This window comes from Pseudomonas mandelii (genome assembly GCF_024138395.1).
GTDB lineage: Bacteria > Pseudomonadota > Gammaproteobacteria > Pseudomonadales > Pseudomonadaceae > Aquipseudomonas > Aquipseudomonas mandelii_E.
The window spans coordinates 203,815-223,334 of sequence record NZ_JAMYDU010000002.1 but is presented as its reverse complement, the minus strand read 5'-3'; the positions used below and the strand labels follow the sequence as shown (position 1 = coordinate 223,334).

At 56.6% G+C, this 19,520-nt stretch carries 18 protein-coding genes; 13 read left to right on the top strand and 5 right to left on the bottom strand.

Annotated elements, in window-relative coordinates:
* The first annotated feature begins 65 nt into the window (after window positions 1–65).
* The 8 genes from NHU87_RS04380 (at window position 66) to NHU87_RS04345 (ending at window position 10,558) form a co-directional block, all read left to right on the top strand.
* Window positions 66–2,003 carry a type VI secretion system Vgr family protein gene (locus NHU87_RS04380; RefSeq protein WP_253545968.1) on the top strand — a complete coding sequence of 646 codons (1,938 nt, stop codon included), beginning with the start codon at window positions 66–68 and terminating at the stop codon, window positions 2,001–2,003.
* 18 nt (window positions 2,004–2,021) lie between these two features.
* Window positions 2,022–2,456, top strand: coding sequence for a DcrB-related protein (locus NHU87_RS04375; protein WP_253545966.1), 435 nt, complete (start codon window positions 2,022–2,024; stop codon window positions 2,454–2,456).
* Window positions 2,457–2,468: 12 nt separating this feature from the next.
* Window positions 2,469–6,842, top strand: coding sequence for an RHS repeat-associated core domain-containing protein (locus tag NHU87_RS04370; RefSeq protein WP_253545964.1), 4,374 nt, complete (start codon window positions 2,469–2,471; stop codon window positions 6,840–6,842).
* Window positions 6,839–7,174 carry a barstar family protein gene (locus NHU87_RS04365; protein ID WP_253545962.1) on the top strand — a complete coding sequence of 112 codons (336 nt, stop codon included), beginning with the start codon at window positions 6,839–6,841 and terminating at the stop codon, window positions 7,172–7,174. Before NHU87_RS04370 ends, NHU87_RS04365 begins: the two co-directional genes overlap by 4 nt.
* A gap of 156 nt (window positions 7,175–7,330) precedes the next feature.
* On the top strand, window positions 7,331–7,819 hold the full coding sequence (locus tag NHU87_RS04360; RefSeq protein WP_253545960.1) for a hypothetical protein: 489 nt from the start codon (window positions 7,331–7,333) through the stop codon (window positions 7,817–7,819).
* On the top strand, window positions 7,809–8,192 hold the full coding sequence (locus tag NHU87_RS04355) for a hypothetical protein (protein ID WP_253545958.1): 384 nt from the start codon (window positions 7,809–7,811) through the stop codon (window positions 8,190–8,192). The genes NHU87_RS04360 and NHU87_RS04355 overlap by 11 nt, the downstream gene beginning before the upstream one ends.
* An 82-nt stretch (window positions 8,193–8,274) precedes the next feature.
* Window positions 8,275–9,285 carry a hypothetical protein gene (locus tag NHU87_RS04350; protein WP_253545956.1) on the top strand — a complete coding sequence of 337 codons (1,011 nt, stop codon included), beginning with the start codon at window positions 8,275–8,277 and terminating at the stop codon, window positions 9,283–9,285.
* 115 nt (window positions 9,286–9,400) lie between these two features.
* Window positions 9,401–10,558 carry an ankyrin repeat domain-containing protein gene (locus NHU87_RS04345; protein WP_253545954.1) on the top strand — a complete coding sequence of 386 codons (1,158 nt, stop codon included), beginning with the start codon at window positions 9,401–9,403 and terminating at the stop codon, window positions 10,556–10,558.
* Window positions 10,559–10,750: 192 nt separating this feature from the next.
* On the opposite strand, the gene NHU87_RS04340 is transcribed toward NHU87_RS04345, so the two are convergent.
* The 3 genes from NHU87_RS04340 to NHU87_RS04330 form a co-directional block, all read right to left on the bottom strand.
* On the bottom strand, window positions 10,751–11,026 hold the full coding sequence (locus tag NHU87_RS04340; RefSeq protein WP_003213368.1) for an HU family DNA-binding protein: 276 nt from the start codon (window positions 11,024–11,026) through the stop codon (window positions 10,751–10,753).
* 192 nt (window positions 11,027–11,218) lie between these two features.
* On the bottom strand, window positions 11,219–12,367 hold the full coding sequence (locus NHU87_RS04335; protein WP_253545952.1) for an NAD(P)/FAD-dependent oxidoreductase: 1,149 nt from the start codon (window positions 12,365–12,367) through the stop codon (window positions 11,219–11,221).
* Between the two features lie 10 nt (window positions 12,368–12,377).
* On the bottom strand, window positions 12,378–12,545 hold the full coding sequence (locus tag NHU87_RS04330; protein WP_007896465.1) for a rubredoxin: 168 nt from the start codon (window positions 12,543–12,545) through the stop codon (window positions 12,378–12,380).
* A gap of 200 nt (window positions 12,546–12,745) precedes the next feature.
* Here NHU87_RS04330 and NHU87_RS04325 point away from each other — a divergent pair, with 200 nt between their 5' ends.
* Together NHU87_RS04325 and ubiA are read left to right on the top strand one after the other, a co-directional pair.
* Window positions 12,746–13,309, top strand: a complete 564-nt coding sequence (locus tag NHU87_RS04325) for a chorismate--pyruvate lyase family protein (RefSeq protein WP_253545950.1) — start codon at window positions 12,746–12,748, stop codon at window positions 13,307–13,309.
* Window positions 13,309–14,199 (top strand): 4-hydroxybenzoate octaprenyltransferase, encoded by an 891-nt coding sequence (gene ubiA / locus NHU87_RS04320; RefSeq protein ID WP_253545948.1) that lies wholly within the window; start codon window positions 13,309–13,311, stop codon window positions 14,197–14,199. Before NHU87_RS04325 ends, ubiA begins: the two co-directional genes overlap by 1 nt.
* Window positions 14,200–14,265: 66 nt before the next feature.
* On the opposite strand, the gene NHU87_RS04315 is transcribed toward ubiA, so the two are convergent.
* Window positions 14,266–14,658: a COG4315 family predicted lipoprotein gene (locus NHU87_RS04315; RefSeq protein WP_253545946.1), complete on the bottom strand. Its 393-nt coding sequence runs from the start codon at window positions 14,656–14,658 to the stop codon at window positions 14,266–14,268.
* Between the two features lie 152 nt (window positions 14,659–14,810).
* On the opposite strand from NHU87_RS04315, the gene phoB reads away from it, so the two are divergent.
* The 3 genes from phoB to NHU87_RS04300 all read left to right on the top strand — a co-directional run bounded on the left by phoB (window position 14,811) and on the right by NHU87_RS04300 (window position 18,326).
* The gene (gene phoB / locus NHU87_RS04310; protein WP_007896474.1) at window positions 14,811–15,500 is read left to right on the top strand and encodes a phosphate regulon transcriptional regulator PhoB; all 690 of its coding nucleotides are present in this window, start codon (window positions 14,811–14,813) and stop codon (window positions 15,498–15,500) included.
* A gap of 74 nt (window positions 15,501–15,574) precedes the next feature.
* Window positions 15,575–16,861, top strand: a complete 1,287-nt coding sequence (gene phoR / locus NHU87_RS04305) for a phosphate regulon sensor histidine kinase PhoR (protein WP_253546629.1) — start codon at window positions 15,575–15,577, stop codon at window positions 16,859–16,861.
* Window positions 16,862–16,985: 124 nt separating this feature from the next.
* Window positions 16,986–18,326, top strand: coding sequence for a hemolysin family protein (locus tag NHU87_RS04300; RefSeq protein ID WP_253545944.1), 1,341 nt, complete (start codon window positions 16,986–16,988; stop codon window positions 18,324–18,326).
* Between the two features lie 113 nt (window positions 18,327–18,439).
* On the opposite strand, the gene NHU87_RS04295 is transcribed toward NHU87_RS04300, so the two are convergent.
* Window positions 18,440–19,336, bottom strand: coding sequence for a peptidoglycan DD-metalloendopeptidase family protein (locus tag NHU87_RS04295; RefSeq protein ID WP_253545942.1), 897 nt, complete (start codon window positions 19,334–19,336; stop codon window positions 18,440–18,442).
* Window positions 19,337–19,520: the final 184 nt, after the last annotated feature.

Here is a 19,520-nt window from a genome sequence, read left to right as displayed (position 1 = left end):
CCACATTTGATCCGGTTTCGGCAGGGAAAAGCGGCGCGGCGATTACAACATTTACGGGATAACTGATGCTATTCGAGCAACTCTCACGCCTGGCAAAAATCACCAGCCCCCTGGGGCCGGATGTGCTGTTGCTCAAGGACATGGGCGGCGGCGAAGAGTTGGGGCGGCTGTTCAACTATGAGCTGCAACTGCACTCGCTGGACAACGCCATCGACCTCAACCAGTTGCTGGGTAAACCCATGTGCCTGAGCCTGCAACTGGACGGCGGTGGCGAGCGCTATTTCCATGGCATCGTTGCCCGTTGCAGCCAGAACGTCGACCAGGGCCAGTTCGCCAGCTACCAGGCCACGTTGCGGCCTTGGCTTTGGCTGCTGACTCGCACCTCCGATTGCCGGATTTTCCAGAACCTGACCATCCCGCAGATCATCAAGCAGGTGTTTCGCGACCTGGGTTTTTCCGATTTCGAAGATGCCCTGAGCCGGCCCTATCGCGAGTGGGAATACTGCGTGCAGTATCGCGAAACCAGCTTCGATTTCGTCAGCCGCCTGATGGAGCAGGAAGGGATCTACTACTTCTTCCGCCATGAACAGGGTCGTCACGTGCTGGTGTTGGCCGATGCCTACGGCGCTCACACCAGCGTGCCCGGCTACGCCTCGGTGCCCTACTACCCGAAGAATGAACAGCAGCGCGAACGCGATCACATCCACGATTGGCACTTGGCCCAGCAAGTCCAGCCGGGCTCGCTGGAACTCAACGACTACGACTTCCAGCGCCCCAGCGCGCGCATCGACGTGCGCTCGGCCATGCCCCGTCCGCACACCGCCGGCGACTATCCGCTGTACGACTACCCCGGCACCTATGTGCAAAGCGCAGACGGCGAACATTACGCCCGCACCCGCATCGAAGCCTTGCAGACCCTGCACGAACAGGTCGAGTTCGCTGGCAATGCCCGAGGCCTGGGGTCGGGTCATTTGTTCAGCCTCACCGGCTTCAGCCGCCAGGACCAGAACCGCGAATACCTGATCGTCGGCACCCGCTATTACATTTCCCAGGAAAGCGGTGAAACCGGCGGCGCTGGCGCTTCGGCGCAGTTCGAAAGCAGCCTGACCTGCATCGACGCGCAACAAAGCTACCGCCCCCTCCCCAACACCCACCGCCCCATCGTCAAAGGCCCGCAGACCGCACTGGTGGTTGGCCCCAAGGGCGAGGAAATCTGGACCGACCAGTTCGGCCGGGTGAAAGTGCATTTCTATTGGGACCGCCACGACCAGTCCAACGAAAACAGTTCGTGCTGGATTCGCGTGTCGCAATCCTGGGCCGGGAAAAACTGGGGCTCGATGCAGATCCCACGGATCGGCCAGGAAGTGATCGTCAGCTTCCTCGAAGGCGACCCGGACCGGCCGATCATCACCGGCCGCGTCTACAACGCTGAACAAACCGTGCCCTACGATTTGCCGGAAAACGCCACCCAAAGCGGCATGAAAAGCCGCTCGAGCAAGGGCGGCTCACCGGCGAACTTCAACGAAATCCGCATGGAAGACAAGAAAGGTGCCGAGCAGCTGTACATCCATGCCGAGCGCAATCAGGACATCGTGGTCGAGGTGGATGAAAGCCACTCGGTCGGCCACGACCGCAACAAAAGCATCGGGCATAACGAGACGGTGACCATCGGCAACAACCGCCTGCGTATCGTTAAACAGGAAGACATTCTTTCGGTGGGTCAGCGCAAGACCGACAGCATCAGCCAGAGCTACGTCATTGAAGTGGGTGAGAACCTGCGGCTGGTCTGTGGTGAAAGCATCCTGGAGCTCAATGCCAGCGGTCAGATCAACCTGACCGGCGTGCAAATCAGCTTCTATGCCAGCGGTGATGCCGAGATCAACACCGGCGGTGTGCTGCACCTGAACAACGGCGGCAGCGCTGGCGCCACGCCGGATGGCCAAGGCGTCAAGGCCAGCATCGACGCCAACATCAATGCCGCGTTTCCCAAGCCCAAGGGCTAATCACGAGAGCTGTGTTCCATGACTTACCGAATCAATGAATTCCAGTTCCAACTGCCAGCAGGCGAACTGCAAGACGCGACGATCAATATCCTCAAGTTCCCTGAACTGGGCACTTCGCTGATTGTCAGCCGCAGCTTGCTGGCCGAGGGCGAAACCCTGCAAAGCAACTTCGACGACCAGCTCAAGCGCCTGGAAAAACAAGTGCAAGACTTGCGTTTCCAACCGGGCGTCGCCGTGCGTCTGGGTGCCAGCCAGCAAGTCGAAGGCATCGAGTTACGCAGCCAGTTCAACAAGGGCAACGACAAAGTTTTCCAATACCAGTTGGCACTGGTGTTGCCCGGCACCCGCAAAATGCTCGCCCTGAGCTACGTGAAGGCCGAAAAACTCGGCGATGCCGAAGCCGCGCATTGGGCGACGATCAAGAGTTCGCTGCTATTCGACGTTCTGGCCTGATGAGCACTTTGCATGTCTGACGCGCTCTGGGCCGCCCGGCTGGGTGATGCACTCAACCACACCTCGTTGATGGCCGACATCCTCGGCGGCGTGCTGGAAGTGGCGGCCAATATCGCGATTACCGCGCTGGCCACCGCTGCCGTGGTGGCGGCCACGGGCATCACCGTCGTCACCGGGGGGTTGGGTTGCATCGTGCTCGGCTTGGTGGTGGGCACGATCGTCGGCCTCGCCATGAGCAAGACCGGGGCCGACAAGGGCCTGAGCAATTTATGCGAGAGTTTCAGTAATTCGCTGTTTCCACCCACGGTGCAGGCGAACATTCTCACCGGCTCCACCAACACCCTCACCAACAACAAGCCCGCCGCACGGGCCGCAGGCGCCATTCAGTCCCATGTGGCGCCGGCCGGCACCGAGCTGGAAATACCCGAGCCGGAAGCCGAAGCCAGTTACCTCGACATGGCCGAAAGCTTCTTCTCCCAGATGTGGCGCCCCACCGTCGCCACCCCCGCGCCCGGAGCGGTGCCCAAGCCGCTGGACCTGCTCGTTTGCATGAAGCATCCGCCGATGCCGCCGCAGTTTATGGCCGAGGGCTCGGACAAAGTCACCATCAACGGCCAGCCCGCCGTGCGCAGTGGCGACCGCAGCACCTGCGATGCCAAGGTGGTGTCATCCGGGCTGATTTCCTCCAACGTGACCATTGGCGGCGGTTCGGTGGTGGTACGCGAAATCCGTAGCGGCAAGACTCCGGGCGTGGGGCTGGCGGTCACGGCGCTGCTGATGCTCAAGGGCGGCAAGGGGAAATTTTTCAGCAAATTGCCGTGCATGCTGGTCGGTGGCGCGACGTCGATGGCTGTCAGCAGCGCGATGGGCGCCATGGCCAACGCCGCCATGGGGTCGTCGAATCCGGTGCATGCGGCGACCGGGGCCAAGGTGTTGGGTGGCGATGAAGAGCTGGATTTCGTGTTGCCTGGCATCTTGCCGATGGATTGGCAGCGCTTCTACAACAGCCGCGACGAGCGTCGTGATGGGCTGTTCGGGGCGGGTTGGAGTGTGTCTTATGAGGTGCGGGTGGAAATCCTGCCTCACGCGGAGGGCGGTGAAACGCTGGTCTACACCGACGAGCAGGGCCGGCGCATCGACATGGGTTCGATCCCCTTGGGCGGCGCGGTGTTCAGTGCGGGTGAAGGGCTGAGTGTCCGGCGGCATCGCAATGGGCAGTTGTTGATTGAAAGCGATGACGGTGTGTACCGCTTGTTCAATCCAACACCGGGCAATACCGCGTTGCTGCGCCTTGATCAATTAGGCGATCGCAACGACAACCGTATCTACCTCGACTATGACGACGTCGGACGCCTTGTAAAACTGCGCGACACCTTTGACTTGGTTCAGGTGGAATTGACTTACCTTCAGACACGGGTCAGTCAGGTGGAACGGGTCTACCCTGACCAATACCGCGAAATGTTGGTGAGTTATGGCTACGATCAGTCAGGCAACCTGGCCGAAGTGCGCGACGCCACCGGCCAGGTACAACGACGCTTCAGTTACGACGCCGGACAGCGGATGGTCGAGCATCAATTGCCCACGGGGCTGCGTTGCTTCTATGAATGGGCGTTGATCGAAGACCTGGAATGGCGCGTGGTCGGGCACTGGACCGATGAGGGCGACACTTACCAGTTCGACTATGACCTCGGCGCCGGTGTCACGCGCATCACCGATGGTTTGCAGCGCGTCAGTACGCGGCGGTGGAACGCCCAGCACCAGATCACCGAGTACACCAACAACCTCGGCCAGACCTGGCAGTTCGAGTGGAACGACGAACGCCAATTGCTCGGCGCCACCGACCCGCAGGGCGGGCGCTATGAATACAGCTACGACGACGCCGGCAACCTGATCGGCGAAACCGACCCGCTGGGCCGCAGCGAATCGACCCTATGGCTGGAACTCTGGGCCTTGCCGCTGGTGGACACCGACGCCGCGGGCAACAGCTGGCAGTATCGCTACGATCAGCGCGGCAATTGCATCGCTGAGACCGATCCACTGGGCCACATCACGCGATACCGCTACGACACCCAAGGCCAGGTGATCGAAATTATCGACGCCACCGGCAAAAGCAAAAAGCTGCGCTGGAACCCGTTCGGCCAATTGATCGAACACATTGATTGCTCGGGTTATCCGACGCGGTTCAGCTACGACAACCGGGGCTATCTGCAGACCATCACCGATGCCCTCGGCGAGCGCACCCAATTCAGCTACGACGCCCAGGGGCGTTTGCTCAGCAGCCAATTACCGGACGGGCGCACCGAGCAGTATCAGCGCGACGTCAGCGGCCAGTTGACCGGTTATACCGACCCGGCCGGGCACACCACGCTCTATCAACACAACCGTCGCGGCCAGGTGCGTCAGCGCACCGACGCCCATGGCCGGCAGGTGCAATTCGGTTATGACAGCTACGGGCGGCTGCAAGCGCTGACCAATGAGAATGGCGAGCGTTATCGGTTTGCCTGGGACACTGGCGATCGGTTGACCGAACAACAGGATCTGGATGGCAGCGCCAAGCGCTACACCTATGACCTGCTGGATAACGTCGCAGCGGTCACGGCGATTCCGGCGCCTTACGGCAACGGCCTGGCCGTCGTCCCCGAAGCACCTCCGGCCTCCATCGTTCATCGGCTGGAACGCGACGCCGTGGGCCGGCTGATCGCCAAACTCACCGACGATGGCCGCACCGACTACACCTACGACCCATTGGACCAGCTCGCCGCCGTCACCTTCACCGACTACCACGGCAACGCACAAACCCTGAGCTTCGCCTACGACGCCCTCGGCCAGTTGCTCGCAGAACAGAGCACGACCGGCAGCCTGCACTATCACTACGACGAACTCGGCAACCTGATCCAGACCCAACTGCCCGACGGCCGCTGGATCAATCGTCTGTACTACGGCAGCGGCCACCTGCACCAGATCAACCTCGACGGCCAGGTCATCAGCGACTTCGAACGCGATCGCCTGCACCGCGAAGTGCTGCGCACCCAAGGCCAGATCAGCACCCGCAGCGAATACGACCGCAGCGGGCGCTTACGCTCACGCCAACGCCGACACACCAGCCAGCCCTCGCTGATGCCGGCCGCCGTGCAGAAACATTTCGAGTACGACCCCGCCGACAACCTGATCGGCAAACTCGACCAGCAACCAGCCACGCAACACCGCCAACTGCTGCACTACGACGCCACCGGCCGCATCATCGCCAGCCAGGACAGCCTGCACGGCCAGCGCGAAACCTTCGCCTACGACGCCGCCGCCAACCTGCTGGACGGCCCGCAACCCGGCGCTGGGCTGGTGGTGCACAACAAACTGCTGACCTACGAGGACAAGCGTTATCGCTATGACGCGTTTGGCCGGATGATCGAAAAACGCAGCGCCAAACGGGGCCTGCAACGCTTTGCCTACGACGCCGAAAGCCGCTTGGTGGAAGTGCGCAATGAAAACGGCAGCATGGTCAGGATGACCTACGACCCACTGGGCCGGCGCATCGCCAAGACCGAACACGACAGCAAGGGTTATCCACTGGGAGAAACCCGCTTCACTTGGGACGGCTTGCGTCTGTTGCAGGAACATCGCCATCAGCAGACCAGCCTTTACCTCTACGAAGACGAAGGTTACGAACCCCTGGCCCGCGTCGACGGCACCGGCCCGCTGCAAAAAATCCGCTACTACCACAACGATCTCAATGGCCTGCCGGAACAACTCACCGAGGCGGACGGCCACAATGTCTGGCAGGCAACTTATCGGGTGTGGGGCAACACGTTAGAAGAGGTGCGCGAGCCGTATTACATTGAAGAGCAGAACCTGCGGTTTCAGGGGCAGTACCTGGACCGGGAGACGGGGCTGCATTTCAATACGTTCAGGTTTTATGATCCGGATGTGGGGCGGTTTACTACGCCGGATCCGATTGGGTTGGCGGGGGGATTAAATGCTTACGCTTATGCCTCCAACCCGCAAAGTTATATCGACCCATTGGGTTTAAAATGCTCTCATTTTGCTAAAAATCCTAAGCAAGCCCATGCCGCGATCAAAAGCAAATGGGGGCATAGCATGTCAAAACAGGAAATGAGAGAGCTGCAAAGCACCATTAATCGAATTAAATTAAGGCAGCCTCGCTACTCCAACGACGGCACCCCTTTCAGTAACACCCACACAATCGGGAACCCCAACAGCCAAAGACTGAACACAGGAAGCGGGCCCTATCACGAATGGACGGTTAAAACACCTAACGTAGGAACCAATGGTGCTCGCCGCATTGTCGTCGACAAAAAAACAGGCCAGGCTTACTACTCTCACGATCACTATGATTCATTCATAGAAATAAATCTTGGAGGATGGAAATGATGAACATAAAAACAACGATTGAGCTGGATTTTTCTGAAATAAAAGATACCGATCAACTGTATGAAGCCCTCGCAAAAAAAATTGGCTTCCCTGATGGTTACGGCAAGAATGTCGACGCCGTAATTGACTGCCTATTTGGCTTGCGATACCCAGAAGAAGGAATGACAAAAATAAGCATAGCTCCCTCTGAAAGAATAATCATCCAAACAAAAAACATCACCTCCGCTCAACAAAATTTACGAGAGACGCTTATATTTATTGTTGAATTCGTCAATTATAAGTGCAAATTCAAAGAAACGCCCTCATCTATCCTTTTACTCCTTGAGCGCTAGCCCTTCAGTGAAAATAAACAAAATCATTATGCCAATGAATATCCATATTCGTTGGTCACTATGACGAGGGAGCCTGCTCCTGCTGGGTGGCGAAGCCGCCCCAATTTTCTCTCCAGCCTATGTTAATGGCATATTAATGAATGGCGGGGCTTAAACATGATTGACTTTACAGCAGACATCAATTCCAAGCACTCCGCAGCAAACATACTATTAGGGGAAAACATTTCCAACTATATCGATGAGCTATATAAAAAACACAACATAAAAATAAAAAATTATAATCTACCGGACGGCGAAACGAGGGTGGCCTATGTGGTAAACGACACCATCACCATAGCAACCCTTTCTGACGGAGCAATATTCTCAATTGGCTGCAATGTACATTACAAGGGACTTTACAGAGGTATGCTTTCTACAGGGATGTCTTTTGGCCAAGTAAAAAAACTTACAAAGCGTCAACGAATCTTTAATGGCTCAATAATTCTCGATGATGATTTCGGATTTTCCTATGTATTGCCTACCCCTTATGACGAGATAGCCGATAGCATTGAGGATATACCTCTAGATTTGATTTTAAATGAAATATATATTTCTGATTTCTCCTCTTGGCTTAGTTCGTATCAACCGAACCAGCATGAAAAATAATTATCGGTTTGAAAAACTGAAAAAGCTTGAATTAGACCCGAATGAAAGCAGAGAGGCTATCTATTCAATGATGTTACAGCCAACACTTTCAGGCGATTTCATTCAAGCGCTCGACTCACTTAGAGATCTGGGGCCTCACTTGACTTCAGACTACTATTATGTGGCACACAAATTGATCACTTACAAAGGTAAAAAAATAATTTTCAAGGGAGAATTGTATAAAGCAGAAAGAAACGACCTCCTGAGCTTTCTTGATGACACCGTGACTTCAGGCGATCTGCGCGAGTTATTAATCTCTCCAGCCCCGGCACATCCAAACAGCAAAATAATATACATTTCAGAAGATGCAATTTATGTGTATGCAGCAGGATGACATTAAGTTCCAGAATAAGCGCTATTGATGATGAGGATGGGGCGCCATCAAACTGCCAGGAAGAATAACAGGCGAAACCAACATGAATATATTCAATCTCCTTTCATACAAGTTTGAAAATTTCCTGAACATCCGTCCATGTCCGAAAGAGCTGGGTGCTGTTTTTTACCAAGAAGACGAGCCTTCACTGCTGTCTGTCGCCGCTAGAAAACACAATGGTTCGACCTTTTACATAAGCCGCTGGCACGATTTATTCTCCCTAAGCGCCTTCGAAAAAACCATGTCCAAAAACGGTTTCACGGAGCCGGATTGCTATGCCCTTCTCTTGGTCCTGTCCCGCTTTGGCTATCTGCTTGAAATCGACAACTGTCAACGAACCAACAAAGACTATTTTATTTTCTTCTTTCTGATTCAGTTGATCAGTTTGAAGAACAGTTCTCTCGACGCGGATGCACAGTTCAGGAACTACATGCTCAGGTTCCTGCTTTTCGAATTGAGTATTGATGACGAAGCGTATCGTCGGTTCAGCATCAAGGATAATCAGTTGGTAATGGCTACCGACACCCGGGGGCCTGTAGCTTTTTTGTATGTTATCGACCTGGTTTACAAAGCAATCAAGTTTGATAGCAGAAAAGAACATGTACTGCTAAGCACGTTAAAAAATTATCAAACAAGCCTCGTCACATTATTGACCGAACCCGACGACACAAATTACCGTTTCAGGTTAAATGATCGTCATAGCGAATTCATGTACCCCGATGTATTTTTGCAGGCATACGCTAAAAACAAGAGGCAGATATTTAACATTTTGATCGACACGATCAACCCTCTTCAATCAACGGAAAATCTGTTTGTCTCCAATATTATCTTGATGAACTACTCATTTTATATTCTGAAAAACAAGCCTCGCGAGATTTTAAAGCTAAAAAAATACGTCCATGATGAGACGTTGTTCAGAAAACTGCTGGAAGCCATAATCACTCGTCGAATGGCAATCAATAAATCATCATTCGAAAAAACATCCATAGACCAAGATCTATCCTTGATAAAAGACAATCCAACCTCGTTCTACAATATCTTGTACAGCCTATAGAAGCTCTCACAAACGGCGCCTTAAAATACTACAACAATCAGACGTCGGCGGGCTGGCCAGTGTCCAAAACGCATTGAAAAATATGGGTGCTCAAATGACAAAAGGTATTTTTTAAATGAACAGCCCAGAAGAAATTTATGAAAAAAACATCAAGACTTTATTAGCCATTCACGCAGACATCACCTCGGGAAATGCAGCCTCACTAAAAAAGCACCTAGAGAAAAATTCCGTTTTATTGCACCTGCCCATGTATGGCCTTGATGGGCATGAGACCCTGCTGCACATGGCTGCCGAACAGGGTCAAACCGAAATTTGCCGCTTATTGGTGTCTTTAGGTATTGCGCTGGACCAGCCTGCCGTCAGTTCCGGCAATAGCACGCCACTTGCCGCAGCCGCTGGCAATGGACATCTACAAACATGCCAATGGTTTCTTGAGGCCGGTGCTTTGGTGGATGGGTGGCCTAACAGCATAACCACCCCGCTGATTGACGCGATTACCTTTGGGCATCAGGACGTCGTTAATCTTCTTATAGAACACCATGCCAACATCAATCGATTGCACACCAGGCTGAATACCGCGCCATTGGACATCGCCAATACCTGGGGATTTACAGAGATTGCGTCCACCTTAAGAAAATCGGGGGCGGTCAGTATCATGGACATTGTTGAAAGCCGGCCCGAGGAATTTGGTGGTTCTATAGTCACTTTCGTGCACAACACCGCTGGCTGGGTTTTACCCGCACAACTGAGTCCCTTCACTAATGAAGAGGGTCTGGAGCTGCGTATCAGCTGTATTGATGGCAAAAACAAGTTCAAGTTACTCTTCACCATCGGACTTTTTGCCAAAAGTCCTAATACCGAATTATTCGTATGCTTGCCTGGCGACTGGCCTCTTACGCAGCAAGGTTTTACCCCCCACAGTCCTTGGGTTTTTCCGGTTGAGTTGCTGTCTCTGCTCGCTCGCCACACGTTCGATGATGGCCCCTTGTCGGAATACTTCTTGATTCGTCGTTCCGATGCCATGTATGCCAACCTGGCCTGGCCAGATAAAGTGGATGCTTTCGTGGCCGTGGATAAAGCCTGGGATACGAAAACTGAAAAAGAGATGATCCCCGACGACGAAAAGGTAACGCTTTATGTTTTGGCACCTGTCAAATTCACGAAAAAGGGCGAGCCTGACGCAGCAGCATTACGTGCTCTGACACAACGCAAACGTACGGCCAGTTGGGCGAGTGTGGTCATTCCGGCTCCGGATCCAGAGATAACGCAGTAGAAAAGTTGAGCGGCAAAAGCACCAACCAAGACCTGTTGGACGATCCTTGGGGCGAAGAAAAAGACAAGATACTGGTAGAGGGACTTCGTTAGAAATTCATCTCTACGTTCAACAAAAAATGGGCACCCGATTCAATCGGCGTGCCCATTTTTCAATACGGTTCTCCCGTTTTTTTCCGGGAGTTCACCGCAATTATGGATTAACGCTGTCTTTCAACGATTTGCCTGGCTTGAACGCAACAGTGTTGCTGGCTTTGATTTTGACTGGCTCACCGGTCTGCGGGTTTTTGCCCGTACGTGCACCGCGATGGCGTTGCAGGAAGGTGCCGAAGCCCACCAGCGTGACGCTGTCTTTGCGGTGCAGAGCGCCGGTGATTTCTTCGAGAACGGCGTTGAGAACGCGGTTGGCCTGTTCTTTGGTGAGGTCTGCTTTTTCCGCAATTGCAGCGGCGAGTTCTGGTTTACGCATTAGTGAAGCCCCTTTGACGGTTTTTTGTTGTTATGTCCGTGCTGTTCTCGTTGGAACAGCGCCCAAGGCGCCGCAGGTGCTCTACTCTGCGGCAGACGGGAGTGAGAATGGCACGCGCTTTAGAGCGGCGCCAGTCTCCGCGCGACCTTTGTAGGGGCAAAAGTGGGGTGATTCCGACAGAACGACCGCTATTTACGCCAGCAAGGCTGGAAGCTCTTTGTTCAGGGCGAGTTTTTCCATCACCGCCGCGCCTGTCAGGGCATAACCCAGCAGTTTGCCGGCGCTGTCGCGGCACAGCACCTTGATATCCGCGCCTTGCCCTTCGACCGTCCAGACGCCCTCCGTGCCCCGTGGTGGCGGTGAAACCACCAATGGGCAGACCGGGGTTTTCACGGTGATTGGCATCGGGCCATAACTCACCGCTGTAGGGTTTGCGGCGAGGGTCTGGGCCAGCGCTCTCGCACAGCTCATGAGGGGCATGACGTACAACAGATTCAGCCCGTCGACCTCGGCGCAGTCGCCCAAAGCGTAGATGTTGGCGTGAGAAGTTTTCAGGTGACGGTCGACCACCACGCCGCGATTGACCTGCAGCCCGGCAGCAGCCGCCAGGTCGATGCGCGGACGCAGACCGATGGCCGACACCACCACGTCGCAAGGAATGACTTGGCCATCGGACAGATGCGCTTCCAGCCCGTCCGTCACTCGTTGCAAGCGATTGAGCACCGGCCCGAGGTGGAAGCGCGCACCCAGGCTTTCCAGACCGGCCTGTACGGCAGCGGCCGCCGCTGGGTGCAGCAAGGTCGGCATGACTTGTTCGCACGGTGCAACCAGTTGCACCTCGTAACCGCCGAGGATGAGGTCGTTGGCGAATTCGCAACCGATCAAACCGGCGCCCAGCAGCAACACTCGATGTTTGCCGGCCGCGGCCGCGCGAAAGCGTGCGTAGTCTTCAAGATCATTGATCGGGAAAACGGCATCCGCCGCGTCGCCTTCGATCGGCACCCGCACGGTTTCCGCGCCCCAGGCCAGGATCAGGTCGCGGTAGATCACCGCCTCTTCGCCGATCCACAGGCGCTTGTGGCCCGGATCGATACCGCTGATGCGCGTGTGGGTGCGCACTTCGGCTTTCAATTGCTCGGCCATGGTGCCCGGCTCGGCCATGCTCAGGCCGTCGGCGTCTTTATTCTTGCCGAAGCCGGTGGAGAGCATCGGCTTGGAGTAGGAGCGTCCGTCATCTGCGGTAATCAGCAGCAGCGGAGTTTCGCCATCGAGTTTGCGAAACTCCCGGGCCAGGTTGTAGCCAGCCAGCCCGGTGCCGACGATCACGACAGGTGCGTTCATTCCTTGCTCCTTAGTTGATTTCAATCATTTCAAAATCCATTTTGCCTACGCCGCAGTCCGGGCAAAGCCAATCTTCCGGCACGTCCTGCCATGGTGTGCCCGCCGCAATACCGTCGTCCGGCCAGCCCTCGGCTTCGTTATAGATCAGGCCGCAGACCACACATTGCCACTTTTTCATTCAGGTATTTCCTCAGGATTCAGGCTTTTGCCGGCGCGAACGGTCGATAGATGAAGCGTTGCCGTCCGGCTCAGGGCGTTTTGTACTGATCGGGCCCGGCAGATGCAAGCCTGTTCGGCGCAACGGCAGGCGGGGTCAATCAAATTCGTCGCCTGACATGGTAAGCTCGCCGCCTCATTTGCTGCCAATAATGACTCACTGTGCCGCACTCAAAATCCCCCTCCGCGACACCGGTTTGGCTTACCCGAAGTCAACTGACGCCCCTCCCCGACACGTCTACGCTCGATTGGCTGTTCGATGAAGGGTCGCTGACTCGGCGTCTGATCCGCCTGTCAAATGATGTCTTCAGCGTCACGCCGCTGTTCGAAGGCTGGCAATCGTTGCGCGCGGACGAATGTGCGGCGCTGGAACTGGCCGAAGGCAGTGAAGGCTGGGTGCGCGAGGTGTATTTGCGCGGCCACGGTGAAGCCTGGGTGTTTGCCCGTAGCGTCGCGGCGCGTAGCGCGTTGCAGGGCGATGGATTGCATATGGACGAACTGGGCAGCCGCTCGCTGGGCGAATTGCTGTTTTGTGATCAGGCATTTCAGCGCCGGGCCATCGAGGTTTGTCACTATCCTCAAGCATGGTTGCCGGTGGATGCTCAGGCACCTGAACTGTGGGGCCGGCGCTCGCGTTTCGACCGCGGTGCCTTGAGCGTGCTAGTGGCCGAGATCTTCCTGCCGACCTTGTGGAACGCCACCCGCGTCCATCCGGAGAATTGCTGATGTACCAGAGCCTGCTCAAGTCCCTGAACCGCGTGAATCCTCGGGCCTGGGATTTCATTCAGCTGACCCGCATGGATAAGCCGATCGGCATTTATTTGCTGCTGTGGCCGACGCTGTGGGCACTCTGGATTGCCGGTGAAGGCTCGCCTTCATTGGCCAATATCGTGATTTTCGTGCTAGGCGTGGTACTGACCCGTGCCGGCGGTTGCGTGATCAACGACTGGGCGGACCGCAAGGTCGATGGCCACGTGAAACGCACCGAACAGCGGCCACTGGTGAGCGGCAGGATCAGTTCGAAAGAAGCCCTGGTGTTCTTCGCGGTGCTGATGGGCGTGAGTTTTCTGCTGGTACTGTTCACCAATGCGACGACTGTGTGGCTGTCGCTGGGCGGCTTGGCCCTGGCGTTCACTTATCCCTTCATGAAGCGCTACACCTATTACCCGCAAGTGGTACTGGGCGCAGCGTTTTCCTGGGGCATGCCGATGGCATTCACCGCCGAAACCGGTGAGCTGCCGGCGGCGGCCTGGTTGCTGTGGATCGCCAACCTGTTGTGGACCGTGGGCTACGACACCTATTACGCCATGACCGACCGCGATGACGACCTGAAGATCGGGGTGAAATCCACGGCGATTCTGTTTGGCGATGCCGACAGGGTGATTATTCTGACGTTGCAGGGGTTGGCGTTGGGATGCCTGCTGCTGGCGGGTTCGAAATTCCAGCTCGGCGGCTGGTTCCACCTCGGGCTGTTGGCGGCGGCGGGTTGTTTTGCGTGGGAGTTCTGGTACACCCGCAGCAAGGACCGGATGCGCTGCTTCCAGGCGTTTTTGCACAATCACTGGGCGGGGTTGGCGATTTTTATCGGGATTGTGCTGGATTACGCGGTGCGCTGAAGCAACTGACGCCTTCGCGGGCAAGCCTCGCTCCTACAGGAACGAGGCCGTGGTTCTTGAACTCGCTTACTTCTTCGGTCCGGTATTGGTGATGACGTGCCAGACATCTTTCATCCCGTCACCCTTCATTTCTCCAGGTTTTTCATCCTTCATAAACGTATATAGCGGCTTACCGTCATAAGCCCATTGCATCGTGCCATCATCCCGTTTGATTGGCGTAAATTTGCCTTCGGCCTTGGCGCCTGCCGGAGCCATCATCGGTGGCCACATCTTGGCGCAATCGTCATTACACATCGACTTACCGCCAGTGTCCTTGTCGAACGTGTAAACGGTCATACCCTTATGGTCGACCATCATGTCGCCTTTCATCATCGCCGGTTCGGCGGCGAAAGCCATCGTCGGAAAAATCAAGGCAGTGGCCAACATCAGGGTTTTGAAGGAGAAAGTGTGCGATGTCATGGAAACCTTCCTTTTGTGGTTGTCAGGATTCGGACTTAGAGCTTAGTTCAGGATCACGACAATCGCAGGACGGCTAAAATACTGTCACACGACTGCAATAATTCCGTTATCTAATGCGGCGCAAGACAGTTAAATGACAAGAGGGTTAACGCATGGTTGGCAGGAGCATTCTGATCGTCGACGACGAAGCGCCCATTCGCGAAATGATCGCCGTTGCGTTGGAAATGGCCGGCTATGACTGCCTGGAGGCAGAGAACTCGCAGCAGGCCCATGCCATTATCGTCGACCGCAAACCGGATCTGATTTTGCTCGACTGGATGCTGCCCGGCACTTCCGGCATCGAATTGGCCCGCCGCCTCAAGCGAGATGAGCTGACCGGGGACATCCCGATCATCATGCTCACCGCCAAGGGTGAAGAGGACAACAAGATCCAGGGTCTCGAAGTCGGCGCCGACGATTACATCACCAAGCCGTTTTCCCCTCGCGAGCTGGTGGCTCGCCTGAAAGCCGTACTGCGCCGCGCTGGCCCGACCGATGGCGAAGCGCCGATCGAAGTCGGTGGCCTGCTGCTGGACCCGATCAGCCACCGCGTGACCATTGACGGCAAACCTGCCGAGATGGGCCCGACCGAATACCGTTTGCTGCAATTTTTCATGACCCACCAGGAACGTGCCTACACCCGTGGCCAGTTGCTGGATCAGGTCTGGGGCGGCAATGTCTATGTGGAAGAGCGCACGGTCGATGTGCACATCCGTCGCCTGCGCAAAGCCCTCGGCGATGCCTATGAAAATCTGGTACAAACCGTGCGCGGCACCGGTTACCGGTTTTCCACCAAGGCCTGAGCCGACCGCCAGACTCGCTGACAAGGACGCATTTTTCCGTGAACCAAAACTGGCATGGCACCCTGATTCGCCACATGCTGTTGCTGGTCACCGCCTGCCTGGTGATCGGTCTGATTTCCGGCTTCTACGGCTGGAGCCTCGCCGTGGGCCTGGGCCTTTATCTGGCCTGGACCCTCAAGCAACTGCTGCGCCTGCACGAATGGCTGCGCCTGCACAAACCCGATGAAGCACCGCCCGATGGCTATGGCCTGTGGGGCGAAGTGTTCGACAGCATCTACCATCTGCAACGCCGCGACCAACGGGTGCGCGGGCGCCTGCAAGCGGTGATCGACCGAGTGCAGGAATCCACGGCCGCCCTGAAAGACGCGGTGATCATGCTCGACAGCGATGGAAACCTGGAATGGTGGAACCGCGCCGCCGAAACCCTGCTCGGCCTCAAAACTCCTCAGGACAGTGGCCAGCCCGTGACCAACCTGGTGCGCCATCCGCGCTTCAAGGAATACTTCGAGCAGGACAGCTACGCCGAACCGCTGGAAATTCCCTCGCCGATCAATGATCGCCTGCGTATTCAGCTGTACATCACCCGCTACGGCAACAACGAACACTTGATGCTGGTGCGCGATGTGACGCGTATCCACCAGCTGGAACAGATGCGCAAAGACTTCATCGCGAACGTATCTCACGAGCTGCGCACGCCGCTGACGGTGATCTGTGGCTACCTGGAAACACTGCTCGATAACGTCGAGGAAGTGAATCCGCGCTGGACCCGCGCCTTGCAGCAGATGCAACAGCAAGGCGGGCGCATGCAGACCTTGCTTAACGATTTGCTGCTGCTGGCCAAACTGGAAGCCACCGATTACCCGTCGGACAATCAACCGGTGTCTGTCGACAGTCTGCTGCAATCGATCAAGAGCGACGCTCAGCAACTGTCCGGCCAAAAAAACCAGCACATCACCCTGGAAGCCGACCCGACGATTCTGCTCAAAGGCAGTGAAGCCGAATTGCGCAGCGCCTTTTCCAATCTGGTGTTCAACGCAGTGAAGTACACCCCGGCCGAAGGCAATATCCGCATTCGCTGGTGGGGTGACGATCAAGGCGCACACCTGAGCGTGCAGGATTCGGGGATCGGCATCGACAGCAAGCACTTGCCGCGCCTGACTGAACGCTTCTACCGCGTCGACTCCAGCCGCAACTCCAACACCGGCGGCACCGGGTTGGGGCTGGCCATCGTCAAACACGTGTTGCTGCGCCATCGGGCACGAATGGAAATCAGCAGTGTGCCAGGCCACGGCAGCACGTTTACTTGCCATTTCGCGCCAGCCCAGGTGTCAAAATCCCGCGTCATCAGCGCCCTCGATTAATACCGGCCAGCACTCGCCACTAGGCAAGCCAAGAGTCAGCCGCTACATTGGCTGACTTGTGCCTGCCCTTCAGGCACTGAATTACCTCCTTTTTTTTAATACACGGAACCCGCAAAACTCCATCATGGACCCTTCCCCTGGCTTGACCCTCGCAACAATATTCGCCGATTTCGGCATGATTCTTTTTGCTCTGATCCTGGTTTTGCTCAACGGCTTTTTCGTTGCGGCGGAATTTGCCATGGTCAAATTACGCTCGACCCGGGTCGAAGCCATCGCAGAACAGCACGGCTGGCGCGGACACATCCTGCGCACCGTGCACAGTCAGCTCGATGCTTACCTGTCGGCGTGCCAATTGGGTATCACCCTCGCCTCCCTTGGCCTGGGCTGGGTCGGCGAACCGGCGTTCGCGCACCTTCTGGCACCTGTACTGACTGCCGTGGGCGTCGATTCCCCCGAAGTGGTCAAAGGCGTGTCGTTCTTCACGGCGTTCTTCATCATTTCGTACCTGCACATCGTGGTCGGCGAACTGGCACCCAAATCCTGGGCCATCCGCAAACCCGAGTTGCTGTCGCTCTGGACGGCGGTGCCGCTGTACCTGTTCTACTGGGCCATGTACCCGGCCATCTACCTGCTCAACGCCAGCGCCAACCAGATCCTGCGCATCGCAGGGCAAGGTGAACCCGGCCCGCATCACGAGCACCATTACAGCCGTGAAGAACTGAAACTGATCCTGCACTCCAGCCGCGGCCAGGACCCGAGCGACCAAGGCATGCGCGTTCTGGCCTCGGCGGTGGAAATGGGCGAGCTGGAAGTGGTCGACTGGGCCAACTCCCGGGAAGACCTGGTGACGCTGGAGTTCAACGCGCCACTCAAGGAAATTCTGGCGATGTTCCGTCGTCACAAGTTCAGCCGCTACCCGGTGTATGACAGCGAGCGCCAGGAGTTCGTCGGCCTGCTGCACATCAAGGATTTGCTGCTGGAACTGGCCGCCCTGGATCACATTCCCGAGTCATTCAACCTCGCCGAACTGACCCGTCCGCTGGAGCGCGTGTCTCGTCACATGCCGCTATCGCAGCTGCTGGAACAGTTCCGCAAGGGCGGTTCGCATTTCGCTGTGGTCGAGGAGGCCGATGGCAACATCATCGGCTACCTGACCATGGAAGACGTGCTGGAAGTGCTGGTGGGCGACATTCAGGACGAACACCGCAAGGCCGAACGCGGGATCCTCGCGTATCAACCGGGCAAGCTGCTGGTGCGGGGCGATACGCCGCTGTTCAAGGTGGAACGCCTGTTGGGCATCGACCTGGACCACATCGAAGCGGAAACCCTCGCCGGGCTGGTCTACGAAACCCTGAAACGGGTGCCGGAAGAGGAAGAAGTGCTGGAAGTCGAAGGCTTGCGAATCATCATCAAGAAAATGAAAGGGCCGAAGATTGTTTTGGCCAAGGTGTTGATGCTCGATTAACTGGCTGATCCGGATTCGCAGCGCTCCCTTCGCGGGCAAGCCTCGCTCCTACAGGTACGAAATTAACTGTAGGAGCGAGGCTTGCCCGCGAAGGCGTCAGACCAGACAACCCATCACTGCTTGCCCAACGCAAAGTTGGGCAACGCGCCTACCGGTTGATTGAACTGGTACGGAATCGACACCAGCCCCAACCCGGTATTGCGCTGCACCACGAAGTGCAGGTGCGGGCCGCTGCTGTTGCCGGTGTTGCCCGACAGCGCCAGCGCACTGCCCACCACCACTCGCTGACCTTCCCGCACGCTGACCGAACCTTTCTTGAGGTGCAGGTACACGCCCATGGTCCCGTCATCGTGCAACACCCGCACGAAATTACCCGACGGATCGTTGCCGCGCCCGGTCTGGCGATTCTCGGTTTTCACCACCATCCCGCCGCGCGCCGCGATGATCGGCGTGCCTTCAGGCATGGCGATGTCCATCGCATAACGGTTCTTCGGCCCATAGTGGCTGTATTGGCCATTGGCGCCCTGACTCAGCCGAAACGGCCCACCACGCCAGGGCAATGGATATCGATAGGCCATGGCGGCCCCTGCGGGGTCGCCCAGGGAATATTCGAACCTTGGGGTATACGTCAGCGGCCTTCCGGCCTTCGTCGCCTTGAGCAGCGCCAGACGAATGTTACTGCGCGCCGGCAGAACCCGACGGATCGGTCGGCTCGGCGCGCCGCTGACGTTATTCAGCCCGGCGAAACTCAGCTCGATCTCGACCGGCGCATACAGATCGTTGCGCACGAACACACTGTCCATGCCCCTCTGCTTCTTGATATCGAGGTACACCTGCCGCTCGAGGCGCTCGACCATTCGGTCCCGAAAAACGAACACCTTGGCGCCTTTGGTGGGGCGGTCGCTGTAAGAGACCACGCCACTGGCGTCGGTGGAGCGGTAAATCGTCATGGCCACAGCTGAAGTGGAGGCTATGAACAGACCACAGAAAAACAGCAGGCGCGCGAGCATGGGTAAGATTCTGTCGAGTAAGGCCTGGGAAGGAGCCTAGCAGCTGAAATGGACCAGCGTAGTCGGCAGATGTTTCAAGATGGGCGGTTCAAGGGATGTGCGGTGAGTTCGATGGCCCCTTCGCGGGCAAGCCTCGCTCCTACGGGACAATGTAAATCTGTAGGAGCGAGGCTTGCCCGCGAAG